The sequence below is a fragment of the Streptomyces sp. B3I8 genome, from assembly GCF_030816915.1.
Classification (GTDB): Bacteria; Actinomycetota; Actinomycetes; order Streptomycetales; family Streptomycetaceae; genus Streptomyces.
Map to the genome: position 1 here is coordinate 1,785,126 of NZ_JAUSYN010000002.1, position 13,948 is coordinate 1,799,073.

General features: G+C 71.9%; 12 protein-coding genes and 1 pseudogene. 10 read left to right on the forward strand and 3 right to left on the reverse strand.

The window, feature by feature from the left end; all coding sequences use genetic code 11:
- Nucleotides 1–240: 240 nt before the first annotated feature.
- Entirely contained in the window at nucleotides 241–726 is a 486-nt protein-coding gene (locus QFZ64_RS10190; RefSeq protein WP_307064558.1) for an RDD family protein, read from the reverse strand.
- Nucleotides 727–955: 229 nt separating this feature from the next.
- Between QFZ64_RS10190 and glnA the strand changes: the two genes are divergently transcribed.
- The 3 genes and pseudogenes from glnA to QFZ64_RS10205 all read left to right on the forward strand — a co-directional run bounded on the left by glnA (nucleotide 956) and on the right by QFZ64_RS10205 (nucleotide 4,201).
- Nucleotides 956–2,365 (forward strand): type I glutamate--ammonia ligase, encoded by a 1,410-nt coding sequence (gene glnA, locus QFZ64_RS10195; RefSeq protein ID WP_307064559.1) that lies wholly within the window; start codon nucleotides 956–958, stop codon nucleotides 2,363–2,365.
- 240 nt (nucleotides 2,366–2,605) lie between these two features.
- Nucleotides 2,606–3,523 (forward strand): annotated as a pseudogene (gene htpX, locus QFZ64_RS10200) (zinc metalloprotease HtpX); the annotation flags it as partial.
- A gap of 81 nt (nucleotides 3,524–3,604) precedes the next feature.
- Nucleotides 3,605–4,201: a hypothetical protein gene (locus QFZ64_RS10205; RefSeq protein WP_307064560.1), complete on the forward strand. Its 597-nt coding sequence runs from the start codon at nucleotides 3,605–3,607 to the stop codon at nucleotides 4,199–4,201.
- Between the two features lie 111 nt (nucleotides 4,202–4,312).
- Here the strand turns inward: QFZ64_RS10205 and QFZ64_RS10210 are convergent, their stop codons facing one another.
- On the reverse strand, nucleotides 4,313–4,627 hold the full coding sequence (locus tag QFZ64_RS10210; RefSeq protein WP_307064561.1) for a hypothetical protein: 315 nt from the start codon (nucleotides 4,625–4,627) through the stop codon (nucleotides 4,313–4,315).
- Between the two features lie 217 nt (nucleotides 4,628–4,844).
- Between QFZ64_RS10210 and QFZ64_RS10215 the strand changes: the two genes are divergently transcribed.
- The 6 genes from QFZ64_RS10215 (at nucleotide 4,845) to QFZ64_RS10240 (ending at nucleotide 9,926) form a co-directional block, all read left to right on the forward strand.
- A complete protein-coding gene (locus QFZ64_RS10215; RefSeq protein WP_307064562.1) occupies nucleotides 4,845–5,204 on the forward strand; it encodes an ArsC/Spx/MgsR family protein in 360 nt (119 codons plus the stop codon).
- A 115-nt stretch (nucleotides 5,205–5,319) separates the two neighbouring features.
- Nucleotides 5,320–5,979: a hypothetical protein gene (locus QFZ64_RS10220; protein ID WP_307064563.1), complete on the forward strand. Its 660-nt coding sequence runs from the start codon at nucleotides 5,320–5,322 to the stop codon at nucleotides 5,977–5,979.
- Nucleotides 5,980–6,134: 155 nt separating this feature from the next.
- On the forward strand, nucleotides 6,135–6,257 hold the full coding sequence (locus QFZ64_RS10225; protein WP_307064564.1) for a hypothetical protein: 123 nt from the start codon (nucleotides 6,135–6,137) through the stop codon (nucleotides 6,255–6,257).
- A 135-nt stretch (nucleotides 6,258–6,392) separates the two neighbouring features.
- Nucleotides 6,393–7,034, forward strand: coding sequence for a winged helix-turn-helix domain-containing protein (locus tag QFZ64_RS10230; protein ID WP_307064565.1), 642 nt, complete (start codon nucleotides 6,393–6,395; stop codon nucleotides 7,032–7,034).
- A 125-nt stretch (nucleotides 7,035–7,159) separates the two neighbouring features.
- The gene (locus QFZ64_RS10235) at nucleotides 7,160–8,179 is read left to right on the forward strand and encodes an NAD-dependent epimerase/dehydratase family protein (protein ID WP_307064566.1); all 1,020 of its coding nucleotides are present in this window, start codon (nucleotides 7,160–7,162) and stop codon (nucleotides 8,177–8,179) included.
- Between the two features lie 178 nt (nucleotides 8,180–8,357).
- On the forward strand, nucleotides 8,358–9,926 hold the full coding sequence (locus tag QFZ64_RS10240; protein WP_307064567.1) for a DUF1996 domain-containing protein: 1,569 nt from the start codon (nucleotides 8,358–8,360) through the stop codon (nucleotides 9,924–9,926).
- 277 nt (nucleotides 9,927–10,203) lie between these two features.
- Here the strand turns inward: QFZ64_RS10240 and QFZ64_RS10245 are convergent, their stop codons facing one another.
- Complete coding sequence (locus QFZ64_RS10245; RefSeq protein ID WP_307064568.1) at nucleotides 10,204–10,623, reverse strand: hypothetical protein; 420 nt, start codon at nucleotides 10,621–10,623, stop codon at nucleotides 10,204–10,206.
- A gap of 112 nt (nucleotides 10,624–10,735) precedes the next feature.
- Here QFZ64_RS10245 and QFZ64_RS10250 point away from each other — a divergent pair, with 112 nt between their 5' ends.
- Nucleotides 10,736–13,864 (forward strand): alpha-N-acetylglucosaminidase, encoded by a 3,129-nt coding sequence (locus QFZ64_RS10250; RefSeq protein WP_307064569.1) that lies wholly within the window; start codon nucleotides 10,736–10,738, stop codon nucleotides 13,862–13,864.
- The last annotated feature ends 84 nt before the right edge of the window (nucleotides 13,865–13,948 follow it).

Genomic DNA, 13,948 nt, shown 5'->3' on the forward strand with positions numbered 1-13,948 from the left:
AGGAGAACCCGGGCAGGCTCGGCAGGACGGGGACGAACGAGTTCCTCGTCGAGGACAGGTCGCCGCTCTACCCGGGAGATCCGCGTCCACTACCGGCGCCCCGCGTCATGACAGTACGAAACGGCCTCGGGGTACGGACCGGCCTCGGTGAGGTACGGCGGGACGGACCGGCCCCGTGGCCGGGCGTGTCCGTCCGCGGCGCCGACCCGGCCGCCGGACCCGCCCTCCGGGCGGACGACGCTACTTCCGGAACACGCCCCGGCCGCGGACCTCGACCGTGCCGGCCAGGCGGTCGTGCAGGCCGCGGCCGTCGCGGTCCCAGACCAGCGCCGGGATCGCCAGGCACAGCAGCACCGTCCGCAGCGCCCCGCGCCCCGGACTGACCCGCCCCGACGCCAGCGCCACCACCCGCAGCCCGAACAGCCGCTTCCCCGGGGTGTACCCGAGGGTTCCCACGGTCAGCACGCCCAGCAGCAGGAAGACGAGCAGCGTCCAGTTGCCCGTCGCCTGCTCGTAGCCGTCGGTGATGAGGCCGTATGCGATCAGCAGACACAGCGCCCAGTCGACGACGAGGGCGCCGAGCCGCCGTCCCGGCCGGGCGATGGACCCCGGCCCCTCCTCCGGCAGCCCGAGCTGTTCCCCGCGGTAACCGAAGTCCGCCCCGGCCTCTTCGGCGGCGGCACGGGGACCGGACAGCCATGATCCGATTGCTTGCCTGTTGTCCACGCGTCCACGGTACTGCGCCCCCCTCGACGGCCGGACGGCCCCCGTCGCACCGCACACGGACGTCCGACACACGTCACAATGGGGGGCGAGCCGGTTAACCTCGACGAAACAAATGGGTCACGCCAGAGAAATCACCCCTCCCTAGGGTCGAGACCGGTTGTGCCACCGCACCGGCCGCACGAACGAACTACCACCCCGGCAAGGAACGGTCGGGAGTAGGAGGAGCTGGATGTTCCAGAACGCCGACGAGGCCAAGAAGTTCATCGCGGACGAGGACGTCAAGTTCGTCGATGTCCGCTTCTGCGACCTGCCGGGTGTGATGCAGCACTTCACGATCCCGGCCGAGGCCTTCGACCCGGCCGAGGAGCTCGCCTTCGACGGCTCCTCGATCCGTGGCTTCCAGGCCATCCACGAGTCGGACATGGCACTCCGCGCCGACCTGTCCACCGCGCGCGTCGACCCGTTCCGCCGCGACAAGACGGTCAACATCAACTTCTTCATCCACGACCCGATCACGGGCGAGCAGTACTCCCGCGACCCGCGCAACGTGGCCAAGAAGGCCGAGGCGTACCTCGCCTCCACCGGCATCGCCGACACCGCGTACTTCGGCCCGGAGGCCGAGTTCTACGTGTTCGACAGCGTCCGCTTCCGGACCGCCGAGAACGAGTCGTTCTACCACATCGACTCCGAGGCCGGCGCCTGGAACACCGGCTCGGTCGAGGACAACCGCGGCTACAAGGTGCGCTACAAGGGCGGCTACTTCCCGGTCCCGCCGGTCGACCACTTCGCCGACCTGCGCGCCGAGATCTCCCTGGAGCTGGAGCGGTCCGGCCTGAAGGTCGAGCGCCAGCACCACGAGGTGGGCACCGCCGGCCAGGCCGAGATCAACTACAAGTTCAACACGCTGCTCGCCGCCGCGGACGACCTCCAGCTCTTCAAGTACATCGTGAAGAACGTCGCCTGGCGCAACGGCAAGACCGCGACCTTCATGCCCAAGCCGATCTTCGGCGACAACGGTTCGGGCATGCACATCCACTCCTCGCTCTGGGCGGGCGGCGACCCGCTGTTCTACGACGAGGCCGGTTACGCGGGCCTGTCGGACACCGCCCGCTACTACATCGGCGGCATCCTCAAGCACGCCCCGTCGCTGCTGGCCTTCACCAACCCGACGGTGAACTCGTACCACCGTCTGGTGCCGGGCTTCGAGGCCCCGGTCAACCTCGTGTACTCGCAGCGCAACCGTTCCGCGGCCATGCGTATCCCGATCACGGGTTCGAACGCCAAGGCCAAGCGCGTCGAGTTCCGCGCCCCGGACTCCTCCGGCAACCCCTACCTCGCCTTCTCGGCGCTGCTGCTCGCGGGCCTGGACGGCATCAAGAACAAGATCGAGCCGGCCGAGCCGATCGACAAGGACCTCTACGAGCTGGCCCCCGAGGAGCACGCGGGCGTCGCCCAGGTCCCGACCTCCCTCGGCGCCGTCCTCGACCGCCTCGAGGCCGACCACGAGTTCCTCCTCCAGGGCGACGTCTTCACGTCCGACCTGATCGAGACGTGGATCGACTTCAAGCGCACCAACGAGATCGCCCCGCTGCAGCTCCGCCCGCACCCGCACGAGTTCGAGCTGTACTTCGACGTGTGAGCACCCCCGGGCGGGTGCGCGCGCACCCGTCCAGCGGCCTCCGGGGCCGTCGTCCCTCGTGGACGGCGGCCCCGTCGCCGTATCGCCCCGCCGTCACCCCGCCGTCTGCCCGCCTTTGCCGTCCCTGGGGGTGTTCGGGGGCCGCGCATGGGCCGCGCGGGCAGGAGCGGGCGCACAATGGAGACCGGGACGAGTGCCTTGAGAAGTGCCTTGAGGCGAGGTACCGCGAGGTGATGCGGAATGCGGAGCCGGTTCCACAGTGATCGGCGGCTGACCGTGCGGATGACGGTCACGATGTTCCTGCTCGGGCTGTTGTACGTGGGTTTCGTGGCCGCGCTGGTCGTCCTGCTGAAGTCGTGGGTGCTGGTCGTGGTGATCGCGGCGGCGGTGCTCGGGGCGCAGTACTGGTTCTCCGACCGGATCGCGCTGTACGCGATGCACGGGCGGCTCGTGGAGCGCGAGGAGTATCCGGAGCTGCACGGGGTCGTGGACCGGCTGTGCGCCGTCGCCGACATGCCGAAGCCGCTCGTCGCCGTGTCCGACCTGGACATGCCGAACGCGTTCGCGACCGGGCGGAACGCCGACCACGCGGTGGTGTGCGTGACCACCGGGCTGCTGCGCCGGCTGGAGCCGGCGGAGCTGGAGGGCGTCCTCGCTCACGAGCTGTCGCACGTGGCGCACAAGGACGTCGCCGTGATCACCGTCGCCTCGTTCCTCGGCGTGCTCGCCGGGCTCGTCGTACGGTTCGCGTTCTACTCGCAGCTGTTCGGCGGGCGGGGCCGGCGGGACCAGAACACGCTGGCCGTGCTCGGCATCGTGATGGGCGTCTCGGCGGTGGTGTACGCGCTCAGTTTCGTCCTCATCCGCGCGCTGTCCCGGTACCGGGAGCTGGCCGCGGACCGGGCGGCCGCGCTGCTCACCGGGCGGCCCTCGGCGCTGGCCGCCGCGCTGACCAAGGTCGACGGCGACATCGCGCGCATCCCCAGCCAGGACCTGCGGACGGCGCAGGCGTTCAACGCGTTCTACTTCACGCCCGCGTTCGGCAAGGGCGCGGGACTGGCCCGGATGTTCTCCACCCATCCGAGTCTGGAGCAGCGGCTGGAGCAGCTGGGCCGGATCTCGACCGAGCTGGGCGAGGCCGGTGTTTGTGGGACCGGCGAGACGCGTGGGGTCGGTGAGACCCGCGGGAACGGCGGGGCCGGCGGAATCGGCGGGGCCGGGAGAGCGGGCTGAGGCGACGTGGGGTTTCTCGACATCCTGCTCGGGCGGACGAAGCCGGTCGCGCCCGACCTCGATCAGCTCTTCGGGCTGCCGTCGGCGGCGGTGACGCTGGAGGCGGGCGCCGGGTTCACCCCTACGGGGGCGGGGGCCGTGTGTTTCGCGACGGTCGAGGGGGCGGCGTTCGACCAGACGCACCGGGAGGTACGGGCGCTCCTCGACGCGGACACGGAGCGGATGGGGGTGGGGGTCGAACTGCGGCGGGACGAGTACGGGTACTCGTGGCTCGTGTCGCGGCGGGGGCCCGGTGAGCTGACCTCGCTGGTGAACGACCTGCACGCGGTGAACAGCGCGATGGAGGTCAACGGGTTCGGGCCGCAGTTGCTGTGCTCGGTGGTGGGGTTCGAGGCGGCGGGGGTGGAGACGGGGGTGCCGGGGCAGCGGCTGGGGTTGGTGTACCTGTTCAAGCGGGGGACGTTCTATCCGTTCGCGCCGGTGGGGGGTGAGCGGCGGGACACGGCGTTGGAGCTGCGGATGCGGGGGGTGTTGGCGGGGGAGCTGCGGATGGAGGCGGATCTGGGTCGGTGGTTCCCGCTGTGGGGTGCGCCGGGGTTGTGACGGGGGCTCGCCCCACCGCCCTTGCCCTTCCCGTCGCCCCCGGACTCCGAGAAGATCGCGCGCTTCCCCGCGCCCCTGGTCAGGGGCGCGGGGAGCCCGCGCATTCGTGGTTCAGCGCGTGTACCGCAGTAGCGCGCGGACCATGTGGCAGGTGCGGTCCGACGGCGGGTGGACGCCGATCAGGTCCGCCGTCCGGTGGATGACCTCGTCGCGGGCCTGGTTCGGCAGGTAGACCCCGGAGTCGAGCAGCGCGATCGCCAGGCGCATCGCCTTCAGCCGGCGGTTGTGGGTGACGTACCACTCGCGGGGCCGGCCCGCCGGGAGCGGGCGCTTGGCCACGGGGGCGTACGGCAGGTCCAGCGGGATCTGCCGGGCGGCGGTCGACTGGGTGGGCAGCGGCTTGGACGTGAGGGTGGCAGCGGGCACGGGCATCCTCCTGTCGCGGTCGGGACACCGTCCGGAACCTCCGGCGACGGCCTCGAACACTGCTTCTATTCTACTGCTCGGCACTGACAATCGAGAGGCCGAAAGGGCGTCAAAAGGCCAGGTCAGCACGGGAGTTGGGAGATACGGGGGGTGCCGCGGGACCGCCGGTGAGCGTGGGGTCTGCGGGGCGTGAGGGACCGCCGCTACCGTGTCCCGTATGGAGATCTGGATCAACCCCGCCTGTTCCAAGTGCCGCAGCGCACTCACCCTGCTCGACGCCGAGGGCGCCGACTACACCGTCCGCCGCTACCTCGAGGACGTGCCGGGCGAGGACGAGATCCGCGAGGTGCTCGGGCGCCTCGGGCTCGAACCGTGGGACATCACGCGCACCGGCGAGGCCGAGGCCAGGGAGCTCGGCGTCGAGGAGTGGCCGCGGGACGCGGAGTCCCGGGACCGGTGGGTGCGGGCGCTCGCGGAGCACCCGAGGCTGATCCAGCGGCCGATCATCACCGCCGAGGACGGCACCGCCGTGGTGGCCCGCACCGAGGACGCCGTACGCGACTCGCTCTCCCGCTGAGTCCCGGAGTGCGTGTGGCGCAGGTCACTCGCACGGCTCGCCGGACCGATGAGTAGCTTCTGTTCGGGATCTCGTACATAGCGGCGTACGCTCCCCTACCTCCCAGGAGGCGCGCATGTCGCGCAGGAGAAAGCTCGGCACGAAGAAGAAGGTCGCGCTGCTGGCCGGTGCCGCGATGCTGGCCGGCGGCGGGGCCTTCGCCCTCGCCGCCACGTCGAACGCGGCGTCCGTGCGGAACGCGTCGACCTCGACCGTCTGCCAGGGGCTCGCCACCGCGCTGGGCAACAACCAGAAGTTCATCGAGGGCCAACGGGCCGCACCCGACGCCCTGTCGGAGGCGCGGATCGCGAACCGCGAGGCGGTTGTCGCCGAGATCCGGCGCAAGCAGGAGGCGTCCGGCTGTGAGGTCGGGGAGTCGGCTCAGGGCTCCCCGACCACCGCCGCCGAGCCCCCCGCGCAGACCCGGCCCCCGGCGAAGGGCGGCGGCACAGCCGCGGGCGCCGGCTCCGGCGACGCGGCCGCCTCCGGTGAGCAGGTCTGCAAGGGCTCGACCGTCACCCTCTCCGGTGAGGACGGCGCCCCCGCCGCGTCCAGCAACCAGTTCCCGGCCGGTACGAAGCTGAAGGTGACCAACCTGGACAACGACAAGTCCACCACCGTGGAGGTCACCTCCGTCTCCGGGAGCTGCGCCCTGCTGAACGACGCGGCCTTCGAACAGGTGCGGGAGCCCGGCAAGTTCCTCATCCGGCACGCGCTCATCGAGAAGGTGGGATAGGCCGGCCAGGTCCGACCGGCCCACCGCCGCCGTCACCGCGAAGGGGGCGTCCGCCGTCACGGCGGGCGCCCCCTTCCGCGCGCCTGCCGGAAACCGGGCGTCCACGCTGTGAGAGGAGGCTCCCTTCGGCGGCGGGGGTCTGCTTCAATGTGAGCATGGCCGGCATTCAGCAGCGCATCGCGACGGGTCGCCACGACCTGGAGCCGTTCTGGCCTTCCCGTCAGCACCACGACTTCGACCGGGTGTGTTGCCGCGCGACGAACGCGCCGGCCCTCTGAAGCCGTACCCCGGTCTCCGGCCGGCGCGACAAGACGCACTTCCTCGACGCCCCCGGTAACCGGGCCACCCGCCCACGTCCCGCGGCCGTCGAGCCTTCCGTCGTCGAACCCCTCGCGCGAAAGAGCTGACGTCTCATGGCGACCCCCCGCTACCTCCCCACCGCCTCCACCGGTTCCACGGCATCCACCGCCCCCGGCCCCTCCGGCCGCGCCCCGCACAGCTCGCGGCACCGGTTGCGCGCCGTCGACCGGGACGAGGTGGTCGAGATCGCCGACCTCCTGCCGCCCGGCGCCACCTGGCTGCCCGCTCCCCCGCACGCTCTTCCGACGCTGCCGGGCCGGCCCCCGATGGTCGGCTATCTGGTCCTCGTGCCGGCCGGGCAGCAGCCGCCGTTCGCGTCCGCCGCGGTGCCCGTCGAGCCGGAGGGACCGGAGCCCGTCGAGGCCGCCGTCGACACCCCGCGGAAGGGCGCGCAGTCCGGGGACCCGCTGATCCGCATCGACCCGGTGCGCCGCACCGCCGAGGTGGACGGGCGCCAATTGGACCTGACGTACCTGGAGTTCGAGCTGCTGGCGCACCTCGTCGCGCATCCGCACCGGGTGCACACGCGGGACCGGCTCGTCACCACCGTGTGGGGCTACGGGCATGTGGGCGACGGTCGTACCGTCGACGTCCACATCGCCCGGCTGCGGCGCAAGCTGGGCGCCGAGCACCGTGCGGTGATCCAGACGGTGAGGCGGGTGGGGTACAAGTACACCCCGCCGACCGACGCCTGACCCGCGCGCCCCGGCCGCCCCGGGCACCTTCCGCCCCAGGCACCCCGAACGCCCCGCGCCCCGCCCGCTTCTCTGTCAGCAGAGCGGCGTTCCGCCCCCGGTCCCCGTCGGGCACAGTCGTCGGTATGAGACTGCTGATGCTGGGTGGAACGGATTTCGTGGGTCGGACCCTGGTGGAGGACGCCGTGCGCCGGGGCTGGGAGGTGACCGTCTTCCACCGGGGCCGCAACGAGGCGCCGCGCGGCGCCCGTTCGCTGCTCGGCGACCGCACCGCGCCCGACGGGCTCGCCGCGCTGGCCGACGGCACCTGGGACGCGGTCGTCGACACCTGGTCGGCCGCGCCGCGCGCCGTACGGGAGTCGGCCGGGCTGCTGGCCGGGCGGGCCGGCCACTACGCGTACGTGTCGAGCGTCTCGGTCTACGACTGGCCGCGCCCCGCCGGCTTCACCGAGGAGGCGCCGACGGTGACGGGCGCCGACCCCGGCGCCGGGCAGACCGACTACGCCCGGGACAAGCGGGGCGGCGAGCTGGCGGCGGTCGAGTCCTTCGGCGCGGAGGCGTCGCTGCTGGTACGGGCCGGGCTGATCCTCGGCCCGTACGAGAACATCGGACGGCTGCCGTGGTGGCTGCACCGCATCGCCCGGGGCGGCGACATACTGGCCCCGGGGCCACGGGAGTTGGCGGTGCCGTACGTGGACGCGCGGGACCTCGCCGCGTGGGTGCTGTCGGCCGTCGAACGGGGGTCGAGCGGACCGTACAACGTCGCGGGGACCCCCGACCGGGCCACCATGGGCGAGGTGCTGGACGCCTGCGTCCGGGTGACCGGCGGCGCGGCGCGGCTGCGCTGGACCGAGCCCGAGACCGTCCTGGCGGCCGGGATCGAGCCCTGGACGCAGCTCCCGATGTGGGTGCCCCGGGGCAGCGAACTGGAGAGCGGGGTGTACGGCATGGACGTCTCCCGCGCGACCCGGGAGGGACTGCGGCACCGGCCGGCCGACGAGACCGTCGCCGACACCTGGGCGTGGCTGCGCACCATGGACGGCCACGCACCCCGGCGGGCCGACCGGCCGGAAGTGGGCCTGGATCCGGCGGTGGAGGCGAGGGTACTGGCCGCTCCCCCGGCACCGGCGGAAACTGACCGGTGACCAGGTACGACGGAATTCCCACCGTTCCCCGACTGCCGTCGCGCCGAACGCCGTTCAACAATGTGCGCCAAGTTTTTTCCGGCAGCTCTGAACGCCCCACGAGCCCCTCGCGTATGGAATGACGCCGCTTCACTCCTGTCGGGCGCCTCCGCCCCGCCAAGGAAGTCAGAGGAGTTCCATGGGACGCAACACAAGAAAACGCCGCTCGTCGCTGGCCACCAAGGCCATAGCCGCATCGGCGGCCCTAGCGCTCGGTGGGGGCGGGCTGATCTGGGCGAACTTCTATGCTTCTGCGCACGAGGAGAACTCGGGCCAGAACCGGACCAAGGCCGCCGGAGCACAGGTGGCCACGATCTCCTGCCCGGACGTCGGCCAGAAGCTGACCAGTGTGCCGGGCGGGGCGAAGGCCAACGTCGACAAGGAGCTGGCGAACCTCGACAAGCAGATCACCGAGGCTTACGCACGACTGGCGTCGACGCGCCGGGCGCAGACGAACGACGCCAACTTCGTGCAGAACGCGATCCTCGGCCCGCTGAAGGAGAAGCGGTCCGCGGGGATCGGCCGCATCAAGATCGACTTCAAGCGGGTCGGTGCCGCCGCGCCCGACGGGCTGGACAACCTGGCCCCCTGCACCGGCACGCCCGCCACCGGCCAGACCGACGCGGGCGGCACCGGCCAGAACGGTGGTCAGGGCCAGAACGGTGGCCAGGAACAGAACGGTGGTGGCCAGACCGGCAACGGTCAGGACCAGAACGGCGGCGGCCAGCAGGCCGGCAACGGCGGTCAGGACGACAACGGCCCGGTGGCCGCGGACTTCGTCGACATCACCAAGGTCAAGCCCAACGTCGCGAAGAAGGCCACGACCCGCAAGGGCGGACGGTTCGGCAGGGGCGGCCGGAACGGCACCCGGGCCGCCTCGACCGGCACGTTCACCGTCGACTGCGGGGTGAACGAGAACAAGAACTACAACACCGACAACGTGATCGTGGCCCCCGGCGTGACCAACGGCGCGCACCACACCCACGACTACGTCGGCAACCAGGACGTCAACGCCTTCTCGAACAACGACACGTTCGCGGCGGCCGACACCTCCTGCGACGAGCAGGGCGACAAGTCGTCGTACTACTGGCCGGTGATGCGTGTGCAGGACGGCACGCAGGAGTTCGACCAGGACAACGACGGCGGCGGCAAGGAGGGCAACGTCGGCAAGATCCTCACCGCCAAGCAGGCCGAGATCAAGTACGTCGGCAGCGCGACCTCCAAGGTCGTCGGGATGCCGAAGTTCCTGCGCATCATCACCGGTGACGCGAAGGCCTTCACCAACGGCCCCGCCAACGCCAACGCGCACTTCAGCTGCACCGGCTTCGAGAACAAGGTCCAGCTCACGGACAAGTACCCGATCTGCCCCAAGGGCAGTGACGTGGTCCGCTCGTTCTCCTTCCAGAGCTGCTGGGACGGCCAGAACACCGACAGCGCCAACCACCGTGCGCACGTCGCGTTCGCCGACGCGAACGGCAACTGCGCGAACGGCTTCAAGGCGATCCCGCAGCTCACCATGCGCCTGGTCTACGAGGTCCCGACCCCGACCATCGAGAACGGACAGGTGAAGAACGCCTACGCCGTCGACGGATTCCCGGAGCAGTTGCACAAGCCGATCAACGACCACGACGACTTCATCAGCGTCATGGACCAGAACCTGATGAACAAGGTGGTGAACTGCATCAACTCCGGGCGGAAGTGCACGTGATCCGCTGACCCGTACGGATTCCCCACAGATCCCCCCACGGGAAAGCCGGCGGTGGAAATTCCACCGCCGGCTTTTCGGCTTTCCCCCAGCCGGTCCGGACGTTCTTCCCGCACCCGATCCGGGCGCCCGGCCCGCAACCGAGCCCGCGCACCCGGCCCTCATTCGGCCCGGGCGCCCGCCCCTGGTGCTCTCCCGACAGCCGCCCCCACGCCCTTGCAGCAGTCGGCCGGGCGCCCCGCGGGCGCCCGGCCGGACGGACGAACGGACCTGGCCCTCCTCAGCCCTCGTGGGAGGCGTGGGCCGCGTGGTCGGTGCCCACCTCCAGCGTCCCGCCGAGTGTGCCGCGCAGCGTCCGCACCATCTTCTGGTCGCCGACGGCCACCCACTTCGCGCCGACGAGGTAGAAACCGCCGTAGTCCTTCGCCTCGTTGACCCACTCGCGCTGACCGCGGTCGGTGGCGAAGGTGGCCAGGACGAACTTCCCTCCCTTGTTCTTGCAGATCGCCTGGCGGATCTCGTCGGCGTCGGTCTGCATGTCCGGCGCGCAGTGCGCGTCGGAGGCGATCTCCTCCAGGCTCCCGGTCCTGGTGGCGGGTATCTGCTCCGCCGCGGCCCCGTTCTTCCCGGCCCCGCACGCCGTCAGCGTCAGCAGGGCCACGGCCGCGCCCGTCGCGAGCCTCGCGGTTGTCAACCTCATCCGTTCCTCCGGTCACTTCGGGCGACGTGAACTCGCCAGCTCCGTGCGCACCATTGAGCACGGACGGCCGTCCCATTAGCGTGCCGCACCTGTCGACACAGGGGGCACCCAGATGGACTCATCGAACCTTCCGTCGCGACGTACGGTGCTGGGCACGGCCGGTGTTCTCGGCCTCGGAACCGTGGTGGGTACGACGGTTCCGGCCCACGCCGCCGGGGGCCCCGGCGAGGGCCCCGCCTTCGATACGGCTCCCGCGCGCTCCGCGCTCAATCGATTGCTGCCCGATCACGCCGGACAGTTCCGGCTGACGCCTCTGCGCCGCGCGGCCGCCGGACACGACCGCTTCCGGGTCACCGGCACCACCGGACACCTGGAGGTGGCCGGAACGTCTCCCGCGGTGCTGGTCCACGGGGCGCACTGGTACCTGAAGTACGTCTGCGGGGCTCATCTGGCCTGGAACGGCAGCCAGTTGGACCTGCCGCGCCGGCTGCCCGCGCCCGCCCGCACGATCGAGAGAGCCACCGCGCTCCCCCACCGGTTCGCGCTCAACGACACCAACGACGGCTACACCGCCCCGTACGCCGACTTCGCGTACTGGGAGCACGAGATCGACCTGCTCGCCGCGCACGGCTGCAACGAGGTCATGGTGATCGCCGGGATGGAGGCCGTCTACCACCGGGTCCTGAAGGACTTCGGCTACAGCGACGCCGAGGCCCGCGCCTGGCTCCCGGCCCCCTCCCACCAGCCGTGGTGGCTGCTGCAGAACCTGTACGGCTACGGCGGCCCCCTCTCCCCGGAACTGATCGCGAAGCGGGCCGCGTTGGGCCGCCGGATCGCCGACCGGCTGCGCGCCCTCGGCATGCGCCCCGTCCTGCCCGGCTACTACGGGCACGTCCCCAAGAACTTCGTGGACCGCAACGGCGGCGACGCGCACGTCGTCCCGCAGGGCACCTGGCACGGCTTCGACCGCCCCGACTGGCTGGACCCCCGCACGGAGTCCTTCGCGGAGGTCGCCACCTCCTTCTACCGCCACCAGAAGGACGTCTTCGGCACGGCCGCCCACTTCAAGATGGACCTGCTGCACGAGGGCGGCACCGCCGGCGACGTCCCCGTGCCGGACGCGGCACACGGCGTCGAGAAGGCGCTGCAGGCCGCCCACCCCGGCGCCACCTGGGTGATCCTGGGCTGGGAGGCCAACCCGCTGCCCGAACTCCTCGACGCGATCGACAAGAAGCGCATGCTGATCGTCGACGGCGTCTCGGACCGCTACACGAGCGTCACCGACCGGGAGAAGGACTGGGGCGGCACCCCGTACGCGTTCGGCACCATCCCCAACTTCGGCGGCCGCACCACGATCGGCGCCCGCGCCCACGTCTGGCAGGAGAAGTTCTTCGCCTGGCGCGACAAGCCCGGCAGCGCGCTGGCCGGCACGGCGTACCTCCCGGAGGCCACCGACCGCGACCCGGCCGCCTTCGAGCTCTTCTCCGAACTCGCCTGGACCGACGAACCGATCGACCGCGCGCGGTGGTTCGCCTCCTACGCCGACTTCCGCTACGGCGGCCGGGACGCCGCCGCCCGCAGGGCCTGGCAGGCCCTGCACGACACCGCGTACCAGCAGCACGCCACCGAGCGCAGCGACCCGCACGACTCCCTGTTCTGCGCCCGCCCCGACCTGTCCGCCACCCGCGCCGCCCGGTACGCGCCCAGCGCCCTCACCTACGACCCGGCCCGCTTCGACGCCGCGCTCGCCGGGCTCCTCGCGGTCGCCGGCCGGCGGCGGGGCAGCGCGGCCTACCGCTACGACCTCATCGACGTGGCCCGGCAGGCCCTCGCGCACCGCAGCCGCCAGTACCTGCCACAGCTCAGGGCCGCCTTCGACCGCAAGGACACCGCCACGTTCAAGGCGCTGGCCACCCAGTGGCTGACGCTGATGCGGCTCTCCGACGACGTCACCGGTACCCACCCGGCCTTCCTGCTGGGACCCTGGATCGAGGACGCGCGCCGGATGGCGACCGGTACGGACGAGCGGGCCGAGTTCGAGCGCACGGCGAAGACGCTGGTGACGGTGTGGGGCGACCGGGACACCTCCGACGCGGGGGACCTGCACGAGTACGGCAACCGCGAATGGCACGGTCTGCTCTCCGACTTCTACCTGCCGCGCTGGCGGAAGTGGCTGGACGCCTGCGAGGACGCGCTGGCCACCGGCACCGAGCCGGCGGCGGTGGACTGGTTCGCGTTCGAGGAGCCGTGGACCCGGGAGCGCAAGGACTACCCGCTGCGTCCGGTGGGCGACGCCTACCGGACCGCCGCCCGGGTGCGGGACGCCCTGGCGCGGGCGCCGTACCAGGGCGCGCTGGCGGTGACCGCCGACCCGGTCGTCCTCCCGCCCGGCGGACACGCACGCGTGACGGCGGTCTTCCGCAACGTCAACGGGCTGCGCGGCACCGGCCGCGTCGACTTCGCGCTCACCGGCCTCGACGCGACGCCGGAGGGTGCCGGGTCGCTGAGCGGGGTGCCGGCGGCCGGGACCGGCATCGTGCGGTGGCGCGCGAACGCGCCGGGCACGCCGCTGGACGAGCCCCTGCGGCCGCTGCCGTACTCCCTCGCCGTGACCTACGGCCCGCGCGGCGAGAGCCGGGTGACCTCACGCTTCGACGGCACGCTGTTCGAGGCGGGGCCGCTGGAGGACGGATGGCGGACGTACACGAACAACGACGCCGTCTTCGGGCAGCTCGGCGAGCGGTTCGCGATCGACGGGGGCGGGGCGGACCTCTGGAAGGGCACGGCCGAGTTCGGCACGGTGTACCGGGAGGGGGCGCTGCGCGACGGGGTGTCGGTGACGGTGCGGGTGGACACGCAGGCGGTGACGGGGGCGTGGGCGCGGGCCGGCATCGTCGCCCGCGACGCCCTGGCGACGCCGGGGGCGGGCGGTTTCGTCGACCTGGCGGTGACGCCGTCGAACGGGGTGGTGCTGTCGTACGACTCGAACGGCGACGGCACGCTCGACACGTACAAGCGGGTGACGGGGGTGAAGGCGCCGGTGCTGCTGCGGCTGACGCGGACCGGGGGCGCGTTCCTCGGGGAGTTCTCGGCGGACGGGGGGTCGTCCTGGCGGACGGTGGCGACGGTGACGGTGCCGGGGGCCGGGTCCGTGCAGGACGTCGGCCTCTTCATGACGGCGACGAACGGGGGCGACGGGGAGCGCGGCACGGCGACGTTCTCCGCCTGGCGGCTCGCGTGACCGCGCGGTTCCCCGCGCCCCTCTTCAGGGGCGCGGGGAACCGCGCGCTCCTTTGCGGTCCGGGGTCGGGAAGGGCAAGGGCGG

Coding starts and splice junctions, on each gene's coding strand:
- glnA (WP_307064559.1), top strand. CDS start 956: ATGTTCCAGAACGCCGACGAGGCCAAGAAGTTCATCGCGGACGAGGAC.
- QFZ64_RS10215 (WP_307064562.1), top strand. CDS start 4,845: ATGGAGATCTGGATCAACCCCGCCTGTTCCAAGTGCCGCAGCGCACTC.
- QFZ64_RS10220 (WP_307064563.1), top strand. CDS start 5,320: ATGTCGCGCAGGAGAAAGCTCGGCACGAAGAAGAAGGTCGCGCTGCTG.
- QFZ64_RS10225 (WP_307064564.1), top strand. CDS start 6,135: ATGGCCGGCATTCAGCAGCGCATCGCGACGGGTCGCCACGACCTGGAG.
- QFZ64_RS10230 (WP_307064565.1), top strand. CDS start 6,393: ATGGCGACCCCCCGCTACCTCCCCACCGCCTCCACCGGTTCCACGGCA.
- QFZ64_RS10235 (WP_307064566.1), top strand. CDS start 7,160: ATGAGACTGCTGATGCTGGGTGGAACGGATTTCGTGGGTCGGACCCTG.
- QFZ64_RS10240 (WP_307064567.1), top strand. CDS start 8,358: ATGGGACGCAACACAAGAAAACGCCGCTCGTCGCTGGCCACCAAGGCC.
- QFZ64_RS10245 (WP_307064568.1), bottom strand. CDS start 10,623: ATGAGGTTGACAACCGCGAGGCTCGCGACGGGCGCGGCCGTGGCCCTG.
- QFZ64_RS10250 (WP_307064569.1), top strand. CDS start 10,736: ATGGACTCATCGAACCTTCCGTCGCGACGTACGGTGCTGGGCACGGCC.